Below are 19,997 nucleotides of genomic sequence, written 5' to 3' on the forward strand. Positions count from 1 at the left end.
GAGTTTTCTTGTTCTTGCTTTTAAATAGTTTGTAGTTATTGAAGAATTATTTACAATCTTATGCGACTCGTCCTGCTGAATTTATTTCAGCATCTTCAAGCAAGAAAGACCCTGAAATAAATTCAGGGTAACGACCATTTAGAAAAACCATCTTATCAACTCTTGAGGAGATGAAGGATTTGTCACTGATTTATTGGAGAGAGAGGCTATTTAGTATTGCTTCTATTTTAGTTTCGCCATGGTACTCTTTTACCAATTTGTGCTGTGCATTGTAAATAAAAACGGCTGGCACACTTGTTTTACCAAACCAATTTTTAAACTCGTATTTAGGGTCTTGTAAAAAAGTAATATTTGGATAGTTGAGGTTGTATTCTTTTTGAAATTTCTTGATCTCTTTAATGGTATTAAAACTAACCATTACGATAGGCGTGTTCTTAAATAATTTAATATTCTTGTTTATTTCTACTGCTTCGTATTGGCAATACTCACAGTCTGCATTAAAATAAAAAATACAAACTGGGTTATCTTTTGCGATGAAACTATTAGTTGTAGCAATGCTATCTAAATTGTAAAAGGTAAAATTGGGTAAGGTTTGTTTGGTAACAGCAACAGCGTTATTTTGCTTTTTCGTTTTAACAATTTTGTATACCACATATCCTGTAAAAATGGTTATTATAAAAACCAGCAATTTCAGAAAGATAATTCGTTTCTTCATACTAAGCAGCTGGGTTTAAATTAAGTGTAACAAACATTACCAAGATTATCCAAATTACTAGGCCAGGTATATAACTTGCAAATACCATATTTAAGCCTTTTTCGAAACTTTTTGCGCCAAATTGGTATGCCCAATAACCTAATGAGAAGATATAAAGCAACTCGAAAACATTAATAGTTTGTAGCGGATAAAACCACAATAGCCCCAAAGTTTTAATATCAAAAATATTGAGCATAGAAAGCGGGCTAAATAGTTGTATATCTTGCAGTACATAATCTTTTTGTATCACTAAAAACCAAAAAACTTTAATGAGCATAGGTACAAAAAAAACCGCATCAGCTAATAAAGCTATTTTAAAAGTCTCGCTAAATTTAAGTTTAATATCAAAAAACATGGAGCCTACCATTAGGCAACAGGCAACCAAAAAGAATTTTATGGCAGAAATTAATGGAATAATTGAATAACCCACCCAGGCATATTTACTTTGACCTTCAATCATTTTTTCAATTCTATCGTAACTTAATTGCTCAGCATAACTATTGTAATATACACTATCACTCAATATTAATGATTGCATTAAGTATGAAACGCATATAGAAAAAAGACTATAGGTAATAAATAGCCATAACAATGAATAAGCCTTAAACTGATTTAGCATAATATTTATGGTGAGTAATTATAAAGACTGATTTAACAGTCTTTATAATTACTTGTTCTTTTTGTTAAATACATAAGTATCAAAACATATATAGGCTAAAATTAGCATGTATATGGCCATTACATACTTCGGTGTTTTAAAATAATCTGTTAAATCAATAATAATTAATAAAATGCATATCACTAATAACCCAGTATTAATATATTTTTTCATTTAAAAAAACTCATCAATTGTTGCAACAGCACACGCAATATCAATTAAACCCACTACTGTAGCCATCCCGACACCTACAGCGGGTGCTGCAATTAAACCAATTTTTACCGCAGCCCATATACTGGCCTGACCAACTCCAAAGCCCGCACAAAAGGCCGTAAATTTACTACCACCTTGGAGCTCTTCCATTTGTTGTATTGTTATATTTCTCATAAAATTCCGCTTTAAGTTTAACTATTTTCTTTTAAAGCACACGCGTATAAAGATGAGGCCATTATCCATGCCCCAACACCACCAGTTGCAATGGTTAAAGCAGCTCCAAAACCAATTAAGAAGAATACTTGCTCATGTGAACATGGCTTCCCTCCCTCAATCACTTCCATTTGTTTTAAATCTAAAGTTTTCATAGTTTTTAAATATTTAAAAATTTCACCTACTCTTTTAAAGATTTTCGGCAACCTCTTGCTGTTAGGCCAAACATTAAACCAAAAATAATGGCGGTTTTTTAAAAAAAATAAAAAACTGCCCTACATTTTTTTTAGGGTAAAAAATTAGAAAAAGCGTATTTATTTACAGCAATAAATTATTTGCTTAATAGTTTACCCCCCCCCCCTCGTTAATAGAAAATATTTTAAATTTTGGTTTATTTTTTTCTATGTAGTTAAATACAACGCCAATATTATTTGCAAGAAAAATTTATAAAATATGGAAAGAGTTTTAAAACTGAGCCAATATCACCGTAAATTGAGGTTAAAAAGTATGTTTTTTATCCTCAATCACGCCGTTTTTAATAGCGCCAAAATTGTAAATCGCAATATTTAGCTATTTTAGCTAAACAACCTATTTTATGAAAACAGCTACCGGAAAAGTTATTAAAGCCATAAGGCAGCATTTGGGCTATACTCAAAATTTTGTGGCAGACAAATTAAACATTACCACAGCAACATTGGCTAATATAGAAAATGGCAGGGTAAGTGTAGATTTAGAAAAATTATATCAATTGTGTCTGTTATTTGAATTACCTATGAGGGTAATGATACAATTGATATATGAGATACATGAGAAAGGTAGTGATGAGGGATTAGTAAATGCAGTTAAACAGCTTATTAATACCCAAACTGATGAGGATGGTGAAGAGTAGATAAATTACTATTTACTTTTTTGTATTCTGTGGCACACAGACCACGGAAAAAGATTTGTTTGAACAACCTACTTCTTAAAATCCTTGTTCAAACTTTTTATCAGCTGTATTTTTACATAAGCAAAGGCAACTAAAGCTGCGGCAAAAAAGGCAACAACTAAAGGACTATTGTTGTTGTAAGCCCAACCAATACCAATTATACAAAGGATAATACCCAAATTAAAAAGTACGTTCAAAAATATCTTTTTCTTCATATAAAAATGATAGAAGGATTGAATTTTGAATGAGTGAATTTATGCGTTTTGCCTATTCCATCATTCAAAATTCTCTCATTCAAAATTAATAAACTGGCATATTTGGGTCATAAGCTTCTTGCCAAGCCAAAATACCACCTTTTAAATTGTATAAGTTATCAAAACCGTGTAATTGCTCTAACTGCATAATGGCAGCAGCACTACGTTTGCCGCTACGGCATTGTACAATTACAGGTTTGTCTGTAGCAATTTTATCAGTTTCAATTAAAATACCACCCAAAGGGATGTTTAATCCATCTAAGTTAGAGGTTTCGTACTCGAAAGTTTCTCTAACATCAATCAATTGAAAATCTTCTTTGTTATCTATTTTCTGTTTTAGTTCTTGTACCGAAATCTCTTTCATATTGGTTTGTTTTACTTGCTATATGGAAATATGGAGCCTTTGATAAATTAAATAATCATTTTAGAAATTTATTGATTACTTAAATTATGTCGGTTCATGATTTAATATTTTTTCAAATGTACAAAAATGAATAACAAGGTATAGTCTTACGAAAGTCTAAAATTCAAAATCCCATTGGCTTTTACCTTTGGGATTAGTAGTATGTTTGATATTTAGACTACAGTACGTTCATTTTAAACCCGATCGAAACGGAAATACTTTTTTGTTACCCAAGAGAATCATCCGGTAAATTTTAACAGTGTCGTCTAAAATTACCTAATGACTAGCATAAACCATAAAAAAGATTGAAGAGAAGAGCGGGACCAAGGCTGCCACCTTCTACCATACGGTCATTTTTTAAAAAATAAGCTCTTGAATTATTCACATTAACCTAATAGCTCAATAAAACGGAGTAAATTAGCATTGTAACAATTTTAGCAATAGACTATCTAATTACAACATTAATCCCTGCAAATGAATAATATCTCCCGCTTTTTTTGGTTTTGCTCTGGAGTACACCTTGAAACTTTAGAGAAACACCCAACTGAACACAATAAATACTTTGGTATTGGCGCTACCATATTTTTTACTGGTTTATTTGCTGCTTTATCTGGCGGTTATGCCATGTATTTTGTGTTTAAGGGTGGAGATTTTGCTTGGTTATTTGCTTTATTCTTCGGCATTATTTGGGGCTTGGCCATTTTTAATATGGATAGATATATTGTATCCAGTATCAATAAAAACGCCTCTACAAACAAGCAATTTTGGCAAGCTACACCACGAATCTTACTGGCTATCATGATTGGAATGGTTATATCCCGACCATTAGAGTTGAAAATTTTTGATAAGGAAATTAAAGAGCGTTTAAATGTGAGCTACTTGAACGGGCAACGTTCTAAAATTGATACTTTAAACAAGGCTTTCGGCAAAAAATACACCATAGAAATTACTAAACTTAATACTGCCAAAGCCGAAAGAGATTCATTAGCTGCTGCCATTAAAGCTGATAGACAGAAACTTAATTTCGAAATTTTTGGAAATAAAACAAATGAAACTTCGGGAGTGATGGGTTATGGCCCTTATGCTAAAAGAAAGGAAGCGGAACTTAAACAACGCGAACAAAATTTAGATACTTTGACTAAAGATGTACGAAGAATGGAAGCATTTGTTGACGGGAGAAAACAGTTTGATGGCTTAATGACAGAAAAACTGTATACCAGCAAACAATTGGATAGTTTAAGCAGTATTGCGGGTTTTGCTGACAGAAATTGGGCTTTGGGTCAACTCAGTTACAACGTTGACGGAAGTAGAGATAACAATACGGCTATAGCAGTTACCTTTATAGGTTTACTATTTATCTTTTTTGAGTGTTTGCCTGTTTTTGTAAAACTAATGAGCAGTAGAGGTCCGTATGATTATGCGGTTGAAAATGTAGAAACCACACAAGTTCACCTCTCTGGCAAGGATAAAGATTTTGAAATTGAAGTTGCGGATGGCATTCACGAAACTAGAGTTGGTACTGAAATAGAAAAGCGAAAAGAGCAGATCAGAAACAAGGCTCGTAGAGAATTAAATGAAGAATAACTCTTTGATATTTAGCCGATATTAATCGATTTTGAATGCGTAATTTCGTGGTCTTTCTGCCTTTGTGGTTAATGAATTAAGTGAAAATAATTACGATGCGAAATCGTGTAAACAGTAATAATTCTTACACAATTCTATTTTTTAGCTCAATAGCCTTAACTTAAAGGCAAATTTAGTTTGATGAAAAAATTTATACTCTGTTTAGGCTTTTTAATCTCATCAGTTGCCATTTCAGCACAACAAAACGCCGTTTACTACGAAGTAAGTTTCCCTAATGCCGTACATCACGAAGCAGAAATAACCATGCTTTTAAGAGATGTGCCAAGTGGCCCATTAAAGATAAGAATGAGCCGTTCATCACCAGGTAGATATGCCACGCATGAGTTTGGTAAAAACGTTTACAATCTTAAAGCCTTTGATGGCAGTGGTAAAGAACTAAAATTTACTCAGCCAGCTGGCGATGAATACACAATCGCTAATCATGGGGTAAGCGTTAGCATCACCTACACACTTTTTGGTAATTGGATTGATGGCACTTATGCTGGTTTTGATGAAACACATGCCCACATGAATATGCCGGCAACTTTTATCTATCCAATTGGTTGGGATAACCGAGCTAGAAAGGTGAAATTTATTTTTGATGAGAAGCAGAATTGGAAAGTGGCTACACAGTTAAAACCAGAAGCTAATGGAGTTTATGCTGCACCAAATTTGCAATACTTTATGGATAGCCCTACTGAAATTTCGGCTTACAAAACTGCCAGCTGGGAGGTAAAATCAGCTGATGGAAAAATACAAACCATCCATTTGGTTTCTCACTCTAATGACGACCAAAACACCATAGATAATTATGCAACAATGCTTAAAAAAGTTGTTGCCGAGCAGGAAGCTGTTTGGGGTGAACTACCAAAATTTGACAATGGCAATTATTATTTTTTACATGATGTTTTACCTCAATATGCTGGCGACGGTATGGAGCATAGAAACTCTACTGTAATTGTACAGCGTACACCAAAAATTGCAGGTTATGAATCGGGTTTGTTAGGCACTTTTTCTCATGAGTTTTTCCATGCTTGGAATGTAGAAAGATTAAGGCCAAAAACTTTGGAACCTTTTAATTTTGAACATTCGAACATTAGTGATGGTTTGTGGCTAGCCGAAGGTTTTACCCAATATTATGGTAATCTCTTATTAACTAGGGCAGGTTTTAGAACTCATGATAATGCCGCACAAACTTTCAACGGAATCATCAATACGGTATTAACGTCGCCAGGGGCGAAGAATTTTTCGCCAATTCAGGCTAGTCAGTATGCTGTTTTTGCCGATGCTGGAGTGGCAATAGACCAAACTAACAAAGCCAACATTTTTACTTCTTACTATACTTATGGCGCATCGGTAGCGTTGGCATTAGATTTACGCCTACGAGCAGAATTTAAGCTAACACTTGATGATTACATGAAAGCTTTATGGAAGGCTCATGGCAGACCTGAAATTGCCTACACCATGCAAGATTTGGAGAAGGTTTTAGCTCAAGTAACAAATAATGAAGCATTCGCTGCAGATTTCTTTAAAAACTATGTCCACGGAACGGCTAAAAATGATTACGCGAAATTATTGCTAAACGCTGGTTATGTTTTAAGAAAAGCTAATCCTGGTAAGGCATTTACTGGATTTGGAAGAGTGAGTTTTGAAGATGGAAAAGCAACTTTAGGTACCACCTTAAAAGGAACACCTGCTTATAACGCAGGTTTAGACATTGATCATATTTTGCTAACTGTAGATGGAATTGAAATTAAAGACCAAGCAGCTTTAACTAAAATTACAGATGCACACAACCCTGGCGATGTGATAGATATTACCTATACTTATTACGGTTCACAAAAAAATACTAAACTTACTTTAGCAGAAAACCCTGCATTAGAAATTGTATCTATTGAAAAAACTGGTGGCAAATTAACTCCCGAAATGCAGAGTTTTAGAGATAATTGGCTAAACTCACAGCTTAAATAACCAAACAAAACCCGCAAAAGGGCTTAAACACAGAATAAGATGAAAAAAACAATTTACACACTTCTTGTGCTTTTTGTAGCAAGCGTTGCAAATGCGCAAGACATTAATAAAATTATCACCAAAGATTACGTAGATCATTTGATTAAAACTTTAGCTGGCGATGAAATGCAAGGCCGTAGAACGTTTACGCCAGGTATTGATAAAGCTGCAACATTTATAGAAAACGAATTTAAACAGATTGGCTTAAAACCATTAACGGGTTCAGCTGGATATCGCCAAACTTTTTATAAATATCAATTGAAACCAACTACAGTTTCTGTTACTATTGATGGGCAAGCTATAGCTAAAGAAAACATAGCAGTTATAGGAAACAATACCAAAGAACTTTCTTTTGATCAAACTAATAGTGATGGCTGGATTAAGTTAGATCCTGAAAAAGATTTTATGAGCCAATATAGAACCATTAGCAGAAGTGGCAAGAAGCAACTGATTTTGGTTGATGTGAAATTTGTAGATATTTTTAAACGTTTACAAGGCCAAACTAGCAGACCAGTTGATGAAAAGGATTTAAATGCTGCTAAGCAAAGTGCGTTAGTTTTTGTACTCGATAAAGATAACGTTGCTAAAGATTTTAAGGTAGATTTAAAAAACGAAGTTGTTCAAATGCCTTTGTTTAACGTGGCAGGCATTATTCCAGGTAAATCTAAAGCCAAAGAACTGGTGGTGTTTTCTGGTCATTATGATCATATGGGCATAGTTCAGGCTAAAAATGGAGACAGCATTATGAATGGCGCTGATGATGATGCCTCAGGAACATCTGCTATGATTGCTTTAGCTAAATATTACAAGAAAGCCAACAACAATGAACGTACTTTAATTTTTGTAGCTTTTACAGCTGAAGAAGTTGGCGGATATGGTTCACAATATTTCTCACAACAGTTAAATCCTGATGATGTGGTAGCCATGTTTAATATCGAAATGATTGGTAAAGACAGTAAATTCGGCAAAAACACAGCTTTCATAACTGGTTATGACAAATCTGATTTCGGTAAAATTTTACAGAAAAATTTAGAAGGAACTGAATTTACCTTCCATCCAGATCCTTATATTAAAGAGCAGTTATTTTACAGAAGTGATAATGCAACTCTAGCTGCTTTGGGTGTTCCGGCACATACCATTAGTACAGATCAAATTGACGTAGATCCGCATTACCACCAAGTAACAGACGAATATAAAACTTTAGATGTAGAGAATATTTTATCAACCATTACGGCAATTGCTAAAAGTGCGGTTAGTATTGTTAAAGGAATTGATACTCCATCTCGCATCCCAAAATTAGCACCAAGACAATAAAACATTCTGTTATAGACAAAAGCTATATATTAAAAATAAAGTATAGATTTTGGCATGGAACAACTAGTTAGCTAATTTCTAGTTCCATTACATAATCATTCATAAAGAAACCGTTGCCGATATTCACCTCAACGGTTTCTTTGATATAAAAACCTATTTTTTTGTAAAATTCGGCTGCCTTATTATTTCTATTTACGTTAAGCTGTAAAAATTTTCCGCCATTGCGAACGCATAAATTTTTAACTTCGTTAATCAATATTTTACCAACACCTTTACCATGCATTTGAGGTAAAACGTATAATTTATGTAATTTATAAGTTGAAGTTTCGGGCACTACTAACGATGAACAAGCAAAGCCGACATCTTTTTTACCGTCATCAGCAATTATAAAATTATAACCTTTTTGCAATTGCGATAACAGTTCTGCCTTGTTGTACATTAAGTCTAACATGTAGCGCAACTGTGCTTCGCTAATATAATCGCTGTAGGTTTGTGGCCAAATGCGTTCTGCTAAATCGGTTATGATTTGCATATCGGCTTCTTTGGCTTTTCTTAATACTATCATAATTTAGTGCAATGGTTCAGATAAAAACAGGTAATCTACCATAAAATCGAAACTCACAAAACCATCTTTAATCACAACAAAATCGCCATTATCGATTTGCTTTAAATTATCGGTTTCAAAGTAAGAAACAATATCGATTTTAAAGATAGATCCTTCTGGTTTCCATACACTAAAATCTTTTTTTACCGCATAACTTTTCTCAGTCTCTGTAAATAAAACAATATTAATCTGATTTAAAAAGCCTGCTAAATCATCAAATTTATTTTCTGCACTAATGATATTTACTGCCGGATATTTTTCTGAAATAAGATATTTTACAACAGTGGGTAAACTTTCCATAGGTGCGAACATCCACTTTGTGTTTTCTTGAATAATGAGATTTTCATCGTTACCAAAAACAATATCAACCTTTAAACCCATAGAAATTACTTTTTCGTACTGACTTGCCGCTACAATTAAAGTTGGGCTCCACTCTAAAAGTTGGCCTAAATATTCTTCATCAAAATTACCTAATTGATGAATGTATAACGCTGGCTCTTGTTTTTCTCTAACTATATGATGTGAAGACATGGAGCGAAGATAATTTAAGTTTTGAATAGTAGCCAATTTTAAAGCTATGCATAAATATATAATTAAATAAATTATGTAATTTAGTATTGATGAGCAAAAGTAAATTCGAAATTAGTAAAGAAAGTGGGCAACACTTACGATTGATAAATTTAGTTGGTAACTGGGAAGGTAAAACTTCGACCTGGTTTGAAAAAGATGTATTGGCTGATGAAGCACCAATGCAGGCAAAAATAACCGAACTATTGGAAGGAAGATTTATTAATTACGAATACCAAAGTACCCTAAATGGTAAACCATACCAAGGTGTAATGACTTGGGCTTATGATTTGGGTAACGAAAAATGCCAATGCAGTTGGGTAGATAGCTTTCATATGGGCACAGCAATTATGCATAGTGAGGGCCAAGAAACTAAAAATGGATTTACGGTAACCGGAGCTTATGGTTGGATAGGAATAGGCGAGCCTTGGGGTTGGAGAACCGAATTAGAGATTATCAATCCAGACCAGTTTATCATTACCGCATTTAATATTTCGCCAGAAGGTGAAGAAGCAAAAGCAACAGAAACAATTTTTCACAGGGTGAAGCTATAATTGCTCATCGCTTAATCAGCTTTTAGAGCTTTAACCAAGCCTCAACAAGTACTTTTCTAAGTAATTTAATAAGAGAAAAACCTAATTTTTAAATTTCATTTTCCTAAAATCCTATTCTTCTTTAAATCCGTAAGTTGTAAAGAATATTCATGAAAGCGGTTAAAAAAGAAAATTTACCTTCAAAGATTTGTATAGTTTGCGGCAGGCCATTTACTTGGCGCAAAAAATGGGAAAAACATTGGGATGAAGTGAAGTATTGCAGTGACCGTTGTAGAAACCAAAAAAATAAACAAAACTAAATGAGCTCAAAAACTTATCTTTTCGCAGGTGCATCTAGCGCCATTGCTATCGCCTCAGCTAAACAATTACAAGCTGAAGGACATCAAATTATTGGTTTATCAACAAAAAACGAGAAATCTGTATACAACGATTTTTATACCATAGAAAAATATGAAAGTGACTATTTCCCAAAATTAGAAACTCAAATTGACGGCGTTGTATATTTTCCGGGCACCATAAATTTAAAGCCATTTAACAGAATTACAGCGGCAGATTTTTTAAGCGATTATCAGATAAATAGTTTAGGCGCCGTAGCTTTTGCGCAGGCGTATTTGCCAAATTTAAAAATGAGTATGGCAGCAAGCATTGTATTTATAAGCACTGTAGCAGTAGGTACCGGCATGCCATTTCACTCATCAATTGCGATGGCTAAAGGCGCTATAGAAGGTTTAACAAAGGCCTTGGCGGCAGAGTTAGCTCCAGCAATTAGAGTAAACTGCATAGCGCCATCACTAGCCCAAACGCCATTAAGCGAAAAATTTACCAATACCCCAGAGAAATTAGAAGCTGCAGAGAAAAGAAATCCGCTTAAAAAAGTAGGCAGTGCCGATGAGGTTGCCAACGCTATTACTTTTCTTTTGAGCGAAAAGGCAAGCTGGATAACCGGACAAATTGTAGCGGTAGACGGTGGAATGGGTAATTTGAAGCTAATGTAAAATGAAGTTATCAAGCTTGATAAATCCTTCGTGATACTTGGATGTTAACCTAACTCAAACTCGCCAACTGCCATTTCTTTTCCATTTACCAATACACTTAATTTATGGCTGCCTGCATAAAATGTTTTGGTGGTAATTAGCCTAAAACTTTGCTTGCGTTTTATTTTTACTTCCGCACCTGCGGGATAAGATTTCTCGCTAATTTTAAAAACTTTACCCGCTAAGCTTCCATTATTTTTGAGGTAGTAAACCGTATATTCAAGTCTGATGTAGCGTTCTATTTGATCATTGTTTTTAATGGTAAATGAAAACTCAACATTATCGCCGATGCTAATTTTTGGCGTTGCTATGGTAAAATCAGTTATTGCCAACTGATTTGCATCTAAGCCATAAAAAGTTAAAATTTCTGGATGACCGCTTTTCAGTAAACTTCTGCAGGCATGTTTAATAATTGCATCGGTATATTTGCTGTGTCCGGCCCATTTTTTGGCAATGCCAATTACCACATCCGGATTATCTTTTGTAATATCATTGAGGTTGTTAGCCACGCTTCGGCGTACATATTCTGAAGAATCATTTTTTAGATTTTCTAATATTGGAAGAATTGTGGATGGATCTTTTTTAAGAGCAGGTATTGCAGCACCCCAAGGTAAACGCGGTCGGCAACCTTCACTTGCAAAACGCCTAACATGGTAATTTTCATGGGTAGACATTTTCAGCATATCTCCCATCAATTGATTTCCGTATTTTAATAGAAAAGGTCTAATGGCAAATTCTGCACTAATAAACTGGGTTAAAAAAATTAGCGAATTGATTGAATTTTTGTAATCATCCAAGCCATAAGTGGCAATGTAATCTGGCAAAAACATAAACACCAACTGTTGTTCACCAAAACCATCAACCCTTAGTTGCTTTACTATTTTTTCTACCAATTTAGAACTTGTAGCAAAATCTTCAGGCATAAAATGATGAAGCACTTTTGTTGTATGCTTTACCCTTTCTTTCCACTCCATCTGGTAAAAAGCGTCCGCTAAAACTAAGTCCATAAACTTTGCCTGATCAAAATTTGGCAAAGTTTTAGTTAACGATAAAGCAAAGGCTTGGTAAAATTGCTCGTTGTAAATATCTTTTATTAATCCCATATCCAGTATTGTCATGTAAATTATAAAAAGATCTAAGCTCTTTTATAAATAGATTTCAACAAAGTTTGATAGAGATTTATTCAGCAAGCATATTAAATTTATATATTTGCGCTATTAATTGGCCCCGTAGTTCAACGGATAGAATAGAAGTTTCCTAAACTTTAGATAGCAGTTCGATTCTGCTCGGGGCTACAAAAATTAAATCGTTTCTCCATCAATTGGTAAAGTAAACCAAAAAGTACTTCCTTTTCCCAATTCACTTTCTACTCCAATTTCACCTGCATGGCGTTTTACAATATCTGCACTAATATAGAGCCCTAAGCCTAAGCCAGAAACTTGTAAACCAGTTTGATCTGCCCTATAAAAGCGATCAAACAAATGTGGTATTTTATCATCGCTAATCCCAGGGCCACTATCTTTTACCTGTACCTTTATAATGTTGCCCTTTTTTTCTATCCCGATTATAATCTCTTTAGAATCTGGCGCATATTTAACGGCATTGTTAACCAAATTTACAATAACTTGGTCAATTCTATGCTCATCTGCAAAAACCATCAGTTCTTTATCACCATCAAATAAAAGCTCGTGGTTGCCAACCTCCCTAACATGATTACAGCATTTATTAATCATTTCTGAAAAATTAAACCAATCTTTTTTCAGCCTAATCTGACCCTCGTTCATTTTGGCTACATTCAGCAAATCATCAACCAAATCGGTAATTTTATCCATGCTTCTGGTAGACTGGTCTATTAAACGTGGTAACATCGCCGGATTAGGGTTTTCCTTCATCCTGCTAAGTAATTGTAATGATGCTTTTAAACTTGTAATTGGGGTTTTTAATTCATGACTAGCAATGGAAATAAAATCATCTTTCTGCTGTTGTAAAGCCTTATATTCAGTAATATCTATCACAGTACCTAAAGTTCTTTCTGCTTCTCCGTTAGCATCAAAATAAATATTTGACTGAAAACGAACCCAACGCATTCCATCACTACGCATAACCCTCGCCTCGTAAAAAATTTTACCTGTGGTTTTGCCAATCGCATGAGCTTCAGCACTCAAGTTTTGATCTTCAGGATGGTATTTAGCAATAATTTCACTTCTAGTTGTTCCAGGATTAATACCGAAAATTTGATTAAATCTGTCGGACACAACCAACTCATCTTTGCTATAATGATAATCAAAGGTTCCAATTTCTGCTGCTTGTACCGCAAGGCGGATGCGTTCTTCAATCTCTTCAATTGATTTTCTGGCCAATACTTTCTCTGAAACATCGATACCAACCACCATGATGGCCGATACAGAACCCATTAAATCTAAAACTGGCTCATACACAAAATCTATGAAAAGGTGTTCAGAAACTCCATTTCTAACCAAGGTGAGTTCAGCTTCTTTAGCCATGTAAGCGGTTCTAGAATCTACAACTTCTTGCATTACCGGGGCATACGCTTCTGCTGCTTCTGGTACTGCTTCCCAAATTGTTACACCATCTATCTTTGACCTTTCTCTACCAACTAGTTCTAGATATAAATCATTTACATCAGTAACCATTAAATCAGATGCTCTAATAACACAAATAGCAAAAGGCGCTTGTAAAATTAAATTTCTAAATCTTCGCTCGCTCAATTCTAACATGCGATGCGATTCGGTTAACTCTTCATTTGTTGCAGCAAGCTCTTCATTGAGCGCCGCTAATTCTTCATTAGATGATGTAAGTTCTTCGTTTATTGCCGCTAACTCTTCATTAATCTGATGAGTTTGCTCGCTCATACTTTCTACCTGCTTATTAGTTTCAACTAATCTAGTAACATCTGTTGCATAGCAACTTACGCCAATTACATGTTTATTTTGATCGAATACGGGTTCATAAGAAAACGTATAATAAGAAGTACGCATTTCTCCATCAATCATTAAATCTGCTCTATCGTTTATTGCATGGTAAGGCTCGCCTGTTGCAATTACTTTTAATAGCAAATGTTCAAATGGCTGACCAGCCAATTCTGGTAAAGCATCTCTAAACCGCATACCGATTACAGATTCGTCTTTTCCCCAAGCTTTAAGTGTAGCTGAATTAGCTACGGCAACAATTAAATCTTCTCCTAGAATTAGATAGATGGGATAAGGAGATCGTTCTATTAAGCTGTTGAGTATGTCTTTGTCTGGTTTCATTTACGCAAATCTCTGTTAAAATTGCCTGTAAAATGTAAACAAGCTTTTAGCCATATAGTTTGGCCAGATTAAGAAGTAAATGTAATAAAAGTATTTTTCACAAATTTAATTTATGCGAAAAGTTATTAATTATAGACTTAATGTTACAAAAAAATTTGAGGCTAAAATTTGGTACTATTTTTTGTTAGGCGAGTTGATTTATCTTACTATAAAATTATTCCTATAACGTATTTGCTTTTCTCCAGTTCCAAGGCGCTACAGGATTTTTATCTTGCCAAAGCCCAACTTTATTTTTCCTAGCCTGCATCTCAAGTTGATGATAAGTTTGATCGGTTGAGTATCTTTTAAAATGCCAAGCCATGCCCTGCTTTACCAATTCTTGATTAACATTTTGCTTCGCTGCATTTATAACAACCGCTAATAAGCGTTTATATCTATCATATCTTTCACCATAAATCGCTACATTTTGGCCGAAGCATAAATCAGACAGCGCTATTTTGGCATTATTACCAAAAGGTTGTTTACCTTTTTTCTCAGGGCAATCAATATGTGCTAAACGTATTTTAATTGGCATTTCTTCATATAGTACTTCCATGGTATCGCCATCTATAATTCGGATAACTTTAGCAGTAAATACTTGGTTCTCGAAGCTGGTGAGTAAGGGTTGTGTGGTATTTTGGCTGCACGATAACTGAAGAAATATGAATAAAAGGATTGGGAATTTGAGCTGGGGTTTCATTATTTCTATTAGAGGTAATTTAAACTTGAGTTATCAAAACTAGTTTTTATTTAAAATCTAACCGCTAGAAAATGCTAACAGCTCATGCTTAATTATTTTTAGCTCCTTTTAAAATGAGGAGATTGCTCCAACGCTATTATGGATACAACCCCCTACATTTTTGTTGAGCGTACTAAACTTTATCTTGTATGACAGCCTTTTGCGCAGAAATAGCAGCCATTTATTTTCGAGATTTGATATTTCTCTTTTGCACCAAAAATTGCATCACTGCAGAAATTAAAGTCCCCTAAAAAAATCCTGTTTTCTAGTCGAGGTAAAAATGTACAATCTTCTTTGTGCACTTCGTGATCGCCGTTGGCTTGAGCTTGACTATTGAGATAGAAATTGGGCATAAACTAAATTTGTTAACAGAGATGATATCAAAAGTAATTACGCAAAAAGAGCATTCCTTACGGGAAACCGTAAAACGGAGATTTATTTTTAAGCCTTAATATTTGCACCGCAGTTTGTGATATAAACGGGATGGAAGCGGTATCCTTTTTTGTTTACCTACCTTAAAATACAATACTACCTTTAACAAAAAAGATTTAGTGTACAGCCCGACTAACACTGATAAAAACCACTGTTTTTGCTTTACGAACAAGAAATTTAAAAAATTAAATAATGCCCATATCTTTACAAAAGACAATGAGTTGCTCGTTTTTGGTGAAGCCTAATACATCTTTCATTAAACCCAAACGCTTTTCTATACTGCTTAAGCCAGATGGTTTGATGTTTTTTTCTTGCAAGTAAGTGGGGATGTTTTTTTGATGAATGCCTTGAGAAAGCAGCGCAATGATATTTACATCGAGAGTTGTAAACTCGTGAGAATTTTTTTGCTTTAACGCCTGCCTTAAACTAACTGAAACGTATTTTTTGCCTTCGCTAATCTCCAAAATTGCAGCTTTAAGTTCTTGTGCATCGTACCTAGCTTTGCGTACGTAACCATCAATTTCTAATTCCTTAAAAAGCATTTCGATAAATGCCTGCTTATTTTCTGCAGAAAAAACTAAGATTTTTAAATTTGGCTGTATTTGTTTGGCAGCTTTGATGAGTGCCACGCCGCCAGTAATTTGTTGTACGTTGTGGTCTTCTTCAAAAGATAAATCTGTGATCAGTAAATCGTATGTGTTTTTGTTTTGTGCTGCCTTTTTAACTCGTACCAAAGCATCATCACAATAGTAAACGTAATCGGTATTTTTTATACCCAAATCTGCCAATGTTTTACGAACCGAAATGTTTGTACTCTCGTGATCTTCTGCTATTAATACCTTTTTAAACATATTATCCTTATTAATCTAAAGGAATTATAATTTGTATTGAAGTTCCCTTGTCAACTTTGTCATCAAAGATAATTGTGCCACCAATACTATTAATACGGTTTCCCGTATTACGCAGCCCGTTGTTAAACTTAAGTGCTTTTGGTAGTCCGATACCGTTGTCTTTATAAAAAATATAGAGCTTTTGATTTTGAATTTCGAATTTAACAAGTGCATTATTAGCCTTGCTGTGCCTTTTCATATTAACCATTAACTCTTGTAAAACGTTCTTAAGTTCGTATTTGATGTTCACATTCACGGGTTTCCAAAGTTCAAAATCGTTACCAGCAATAAGCACTTTTACATGATCTGTTGCGAAAGATTTAATGAGTTCTGCAATTTTTTCATTGAAGTCTGTCTCTTCCACATTGAGATCATCATAAGATATGTCGCGAGATTTTTCGTACAGTTCTTCAATCTTATCTAGCAAACCATCTTTTTCTACTGCTGTTTGGTTTTCTACTTCGGCCATTATTCGATACAAGCCGTTGGCCACCACATCATGCACTTTTTTTGAAGTTTTAAGTTTACTTTCTTGAATGGCTTGTTGTGCCTCTAGCTCTATTTTTTGTTTTCTTTTACGATACCAGATCAATGCTACCAAAGCACCAGAGATAAATATCAAAAGCGTACTGAAAAGTATAATTTCTCTTTTAACAATTTGGTATTTCTTATCTGCATTTTCTTTTTGAAGCGATAAGTTTTCTGCTTTGTTTCTTTCGGCCTCATAACGGATGACTGCAAATTGATTTTTGGACTTATTGTTGGCAATTTGAACACTATCGACCAAATTTTGATACCTTAAAAAATATTGTTTTGCCTGAATAGCCGGGCTTGACCTAACTAACTTTTGTAGCGCTTGAATTTGATCAAAAGGACTATTATTCGCATTTGCTATTAGATACATCTTTTTAGCATAATAAGCTGAAGAATCAAGGTTTTTGTTAGCATAGTAATCAGAAAGATGTGCGTAGCTTGCATTTAAGCCATCATTGTCATTTTTTAATGCTCTTATTTTTAAGGCTTTTAACAGTGTAGATGTGGGGATATAATTGGGGTTTTGTAACCATTTTGTATATGCTAAGTTTGATAAAACTCTTGCATATTGGATGCTATCTACATCTTGTCGTAAAATTTCGTTATAGATAGAAATTGATTTATTGTAATTAGCCAAATTACGATACGCTGTTGCTATATTATTGTTAATTATATTTTTTGATGCAATATTAGAAGAATAATATATCGCCTTTTGATAAAACAAGATTGCCCCTTGGTAGTCAGCCAAGTTTCCTGTCGCAAGACCCAATGTATTATAATTAGATTCTAGATTTTTATACTGCTCTTTGTTGTTATGATCGAAATATGAAATAGCATTAAGAGCAGATTCTTGTGCTCCAAAATAATCTTTCTGGTTACAAAGAATATAGGCCATATTGGAAAAAGACTTCCCGACACCTAAGCTATCTTTTTGCTGTAGGTAAAAATCTTTTGCGTTATTGAAGTAAAAAAAGGCACTGTCGTATTGATTTTTATTGCGAAATTCTATCGCTTTTTCATAGATCGAACGATCAACTTTTATGCTTTTTGGTTTTTCACTGCGACAAGAAAATAACGATAATATTGATGAGAGCAGTAGGAGATTTAGATTTTTCACAATAAGGGATTTAACCCAAAAATAGAAAAATTAAAGAAACGATTGGGTTATTTAACCCATCCGAGTTACAAGTACAATTATCAGAATAACAAAATAGGTGTTTAAACACCTATTTTGTCTATTTGGGACTATGGATTTGGTGGAGGGATTGATCCGGTTTCGCCACCAGTACCTCCACCACCGACACCGCCGCCAGTACTTCCTGTACCACCTGTACCACCGCCAGTAGAACCACCTCCAGTTCCGCCAGTACCATCGTCATCACCGTCGCCAAAATCTCCTTCTGGTTCTCCATCATTTGAAGTGCTAACGGTTTCCGTGTTAGAATGATAATTTGAAGTTTCGCTTGGAGACACCAAGCCTAAAAAAAGTGCGATAAAATAAGGTAAAAACATTGTTCAAAAATTTAGAAATGATAAACTATGCAGCTCCCCGCCCTACGCGGGGTTCACTGCGGTGTAAATCAGAAGGCCTTCTGAAATTTTTGGGAAGTTTTTCGAGCTTGTATCGCGGTAAGCAAATCACTGCTTCCCATTCGGCGATTTGTTACCGCGATGTTTACTCTTGGCAAAAGTTTTAATGCATTTTAAATCGGTAGCGAACCGAATGCATTTGCTGTTTGCTGATACAAAATTGAGGGGTAAAAGCTGCTTCAGCTAAGTAATTCCGATGATTCCGTTAATTCCGGTAGAATTCCGAAAATGATTTTACTTATCAGAAATTTATTTTAGTTTTACTTAAATAACGCACTCAAAATGTTTAATGATTATAAAAAGGAAGTACTTGCTTGCTACCTAAAAATGAAGAATGAGGGAACTTTATCCCTTAATTTATCAATACCTTCTCCAGCCAGAATAAGAGAAGAGTGTTTGAATATCTACTTAGAAAGAAACCTTAAAACTGATATTGATTCCCTTAAATTGTTTTTTGGTTCTGGCGTTTTTAATGACGACTATGCTGAGGTTATAAGAAGTATAGATATTGATCGATTTAGACCTTTAATAAATTTGATTAACGATCCAAAAAAAAAGTCTGATGTTAAAAATGTAGAGTTATTAGCCTGGTTAATAAATTTTAACGCTAGACCTTTTGGAAACTGGAAACCAAATCAGCCATCTAATTGTACAGAAAGTAAAAAAACCAACCCCATAGGATTTAATAGCAAATTTAAATCTGCGTTGATAGCATTTGCAATAGTGGTTTCTGCTGTAGGAACAATTTATGTTGGAAAAGGCATAAATCCTGAGCAATGCATGTATTGGAACGGAACAAGCTACATCCCAATTTCTTGTAATGATGAAGTAATCAATGCTGATAAAATTGCACTTAATAGATTTTTAGTTTCCCATCAAAAAAGAATTATGCGCCCAGATACGCTAACCGAAAGTGACATCAACAAAAGATATTACATTAAAATTGGTTATGATAGCATTGAATATTATACAATTGGAGGAGACTATCCATCTAACAGACAAAAAGTACTTAAGAAATTATCAAAATACATGTATACTAAATACATCCTATCCAAAAAGATAAATAAAAATTAACAAGATTGATTAACTTAGTTTTATGAAGAAAGTATTTGGCATCATCTTAATTTTTATTGGTTCATTATTAAGCTTGGCAACTTTAATGGGTAGCTTTCAACAGATTTTAACGGCTTTTGCCAATTTAAATTCAACTGCAAATGGAATTGGTTATTTTTTAGGAACCATTGTTGGCTTCCTGCTATTTTTAGTTATTTCGATTTTTCTAATTATTATAGGCGCCCGATTTGCTAAAAGTTCAAGACAAAAAAGAAGCGAACCCACGGAAGATTATTAAACAAAAAACGCCCCTCAATAT

23 protein-coding genes and 1 tRNA gene are annotated in these 19,997 nt (G+C 34.3%); 10 read left to right on the forward strand and 14 right to left on the reverse strand.

Features of this window, described 5'->3' with window-relative positions; all coding sequences use genetic code 11:
* Positions 1–190: 190 nt before the first annotated feature.
* From AC07XU_RS04480 to AC07XU_RS04495, 4 genes are all read right to left on the reverse strand, one after another.
* Positions 191–715: a peroxiredoxin family protein gene (locus tag AC07XU_RS04480; RefSeq protein WP_494942421.1), complete on the reverse strand. Its 525-nt coding sequence runs from the start codon at positions 713–715 to the stop codon at positions 191–193.
* Between the two features lies 1 nt (position 716).
* Entirely contained in the window at positions 717–1,292 is a 576-nt protein-coding gene (locus tag AC07XU_RS04485; RefSeq protein WP_494942422.1) for a hypothetical protein, read from the reverse strand.
* 294 nt (positions 1,293–1,586) lie between these two features.
* The gene (locus AC07XU_RS04490; protein ID WP_494942423.1) at positions 1,587–1,799 is read right to left on the reverse strand and encodes a hypothetical protein; all 213 of its coding nucleotides are present in this window, start codon (positions 1,797–1,799) and stop codon (positions 1,587–1,589) included.
* 17 nt (positions 1,800–1,816) lie between these two features.
* Entirely contained in the window at positions 1,817–1,993 is a 177-nt protein-coding gene (locus AC07XU_RS04495; RefSeq protein WP_494942424.1) for a hypothetical protein, read from the reverse strand.
* A 440-nt stretch (positions 1,994–2,433) separates the two neighbouring features.
* Between AC07XU_RS04495 and AC07XU_RS04500 the strand changes: the two genes are divergently transcribed.
* Positions 2,434–2,727 (forward strand): helix-turn-helix transcriptional regulator, encoded by a 294-nt coding sequence (locus AC07XU_RS04500; RefSeq protein ID WP_494942425.1) that lies wholly within the window; start codon positions 2,434–2,436, stop codon positions 2,725–2,727.
* A gap of 68 nt (positions 2,728–2,795) precedes the next feature.
* Here AC07XU_RS04500 and AC07XU_RS04505 read toward each other — a convergent pair whose 3' ends face one another.
* Positions 2,796–2,981: a DUF6358 family protein gene (locus AC07XU_RS04505; RefSeq protein WP_494942426.1), complete on the reverse strand. Its 186-nt coding sequence runs from the start codon at positions 2,979–2,981 to the stop codon at positions 2,796–2,798.
* 85 nt (positions 2,982–3,066) lie between these two features.
* The gene (locus AC07XU_RS04510) at positions 3,067–3,384 is read right to left on the reverse strand and encodes a rhodanese-like domain-containing protein (protein WP_136838965.1); all 318 of its coding nucleotides are present in this window, start codon (positions 3,382–3,384) and stop codon (positions 3,067–3,069) included.
* A 513-nt stretch (positions 3,385–3,897) separates the two neighbouring features.
* Here AC07XU_RS04510 and AC07XU_RS04515 point away from each other — a divergent pair.
* The 3 genes from AC07XU_RS04515 to AC07XU_RS04525 all read left to right on the forward strand — a co-directional run bounded on the left by AC07XU_RS04515 (position 3,898) and on the right by AC07XU_RS04525 (position 8,370).
* Complete coding sequence (locus tag AC07XU_RS04515) at positions 3,898–5,007, forward strand: DUF4407 domain-containing protein (protein WP_494942427.1); 1,110 nt, start codon at positions 3,898–3,900, stop codon at positions 5,005–5,007.
* A gap of 180 nt (positions 5,008–5,187) precedes the next feature.
* Positions 5,188–7,017 (forward strand): M61 family metallopeptidase, encoded by a 1,830-nt coding sequence (locus AC07XU_RS04520; protein ID WP_494942428.1) that lies wholly within the window; start codon positions 5,188–5,190, stop codon positions 7,015–7,017.
* 39 nt (positions 7,018–7,056) lie between these two features.
* Complete coding sequence (locus tag AC07XU_RS04525; RefSeq protein WP_494942429.1) at positions 7,057–8,370, forward strand: M20/M25/M40 family metallo-hydrolase; 1,314 nt, start codon at positions 7,057–7,059, stop codon at positions 8,368–8,370.
* A 67-nt stretch (positions 8,371–8,437) separates the two neighbouring features.
* On the opposite strand, the gene AC07XU_RS04530 is transcribed toward AC07XU_RS04525, so the two are convergent.
* Both AC07XU_RS04530 and AC07XU_RS04535 read right to left on the reverse strand, forming a co-directional pair.
* Positions 8,438–8,935, reverse strand: coding sequence for a GNAT family N-acetyltransferase (locus AC07XU_RS04530; protein ID WP_494942430.1), 498 nt, complete (start codon positions 8,933–8,935; stop codon positions 8,438–8,440).
* A gap of 3 nt (positions 8,936–8,938) precedes the next feature.
* Positions 8,939–9,505, reverse strand: coding sequence for a thiamine pyrophosphokinase (locus AC07XU_RS04535; protein ID WP_494942431.1), 567 nt, complete (start codon positions 9,503–9,505; stop codon positions 8,939–8,941).
* An 89-nt stretch (positions 9,506–9,594) separates the two neighbouring features.
* Here AC07XU_RS04535 and AC07XU_RS04540 point away from each other — a divergent pair, with 89 nt between their 5' ends.
* The 3 genes from AC07XU_RS04540 (at position 9,595) to AC07XU_RS04550 (ending at position 11,090) form a co-directional block, all read left to right on the forward strand.
* Complete coding sequence (locus AC07XU_RS04540) at positions 9,595–10,095, forward strand: DUF1579 domain-containing protein (protein ID WP_494942432.1); 501 nt, start codon at positions 9,595–9,597, stop codon at positions 10,093–10,095.
* A 149-nt stretch (positions 10,096–10,244) separates the two neighbouring features.
* Positions 10,245–10,394 (forward strand): DUF2256 domain-containing protein, encoded by a 150-nt coding sequence (locus AC07XU_RS04545; RefSeq protein ID WP_494942433.1) that lies wholly within the window; start codon positions 10,245–10,247, stop codon positions 10,392–10,394.
* Entirely contained in the window at positions 10,395–11,090 is a 696-nt protein-coding gene (locus tag AC07XU_RS04550) for an SDR family NAD(P)-dependent oxidoreductase (RefSeq protein WP_494942434.1), read from the forward strand.
* 44 nt (positions 11,091–11,134) lie between these two features.
* On the opposite strand, the gene AC07XU_RS04555 is transcribed toward AC07XU_RS04550, so the two are convergent.
* Positions 11,135–12,232, reverse strand: coding sequence for a DNA alkylation repair protein (locus tag AC07XU_RS04555; RefSeq protein ID WP_494942435.1), 1,098 nt, complete (start codon positions 12,230–12,232; stop codon positions 11,135–11,137).
* Between the two features lie 120 nt (positions 12,233–12,352).
* Here AC07XU_RS04555 and AC07XU_RS04560 point away from each other — a divergent pair.
* Positions 12,353–12,424 (forward strand) — tRNA-Arg (locus AC07XU_RS04560).
* Between the two features lie 6 nt (positions 12,425–12,430).
* Here the strand turns inward: AC07XU_RS04560 and AC07XU_RS04565 are convergent.
* From AC07XU_RS04565 to AC07XU_RS04585, 5 genes are all read right to left on the reverse strand, one after another.
* Positions 12,431–14,401, reverse strand: coding sequence for an ATP-binding protein (locus tag AC07XU_RS04565; protein ID WP_494942436.1), 1,971 nt, complete (start codon positions 14,399–14,401; stop codon positions 12,431–12,433).
* A gap of 220 nt (positions 14,402–14,621) precedes the next feature.
* A complete protein-coding gene (locus tag AC07XU_RS04570) occupies positions 14,622–15,140 on the reverse strand; it encodes a thermonuclease family protein (RefSeq protein ID WP_494942437.1) in 519 nt (172 codons plus the stop codon).
* Between the two features lie 656 nt (positions 15,141–15,796).
* Positions 15,797–16,462, reverse strand: a complete 666-nt coding sequence (locus tag AC07XU_RS04575; RefSeq protein WP_494942438.1) for a response regulator — start codon at positions 16,460–16,462, stop codon at positions 15,797–15,799.
* A 10-nt stretch (positions 16,463–16,472) separates the two neighbouring features.
* Positions 16,473–18,152 carry a tetratricopeptide repeat-containing sensor histidine kinase gene (locus AC07XU_RS04580; RefSeq protein WP_494942439.1) on the reverse strand — a complete coding sequence of 560 codons (1,680 nt, stop codon included), beginning with the start codon at positions 18,150–18,152 and terminating at the stop codon, positions 16,473–16,475.
* Positions 18,153–18,280: 128 nt separating this feature from the next.
* A complete protein-coding gene (locus AC07XU_RS04585; protein WP_494942440.1) occupies positions 18,281–18,547 on the reverse strand; it encodes a hypothetical protein in 267 nt (88 codons plus the stop codon).
* Positions 18,548–18,952: 405 nt separating this feature from the next.
* Here AC07XU_RS04585 and AC07XU_RS04590 point away from each other — a divergent pair, with 405 nt between their 5' ends.
* Both AC07XU_RS04590 and AC07XU_RS04595 read left to right on the forward strand, forming a co-directional pair.
* Positions 18,953–19,699: a hypothetical protein gene (locus AC07XU_RS04590; RefSeq protein WP_494942441.1), complete on the forward strand. Its 747-nt coding sequence runs from the start codon at positions 18,953–18,955 to the stop codon at positions 19,697–19,699.
* Positions 19,700–19,721: 22 nt separating this feature from the next.
* Positions 19,722–19,976 carry a hypothetical protein gene (locus AC07XU_RS04595; RefSeq protein ID WP_494942442.1) on the forward strand — a complete coding sequence of 85 codons (255 nt, stop codon included), beginning with the start codon at positions 19,722–19,724 and terminating at the stop codon, positions 19,974–19,976.
* The last annotated feature ends 21 nt before the right edge of the window (positions 19,977–19,997 follow it).

The sequence above is a fragment of the Pedobacter sp. GW456-11-11-14-TSB4 genome, from assembly GCF_059424425.1.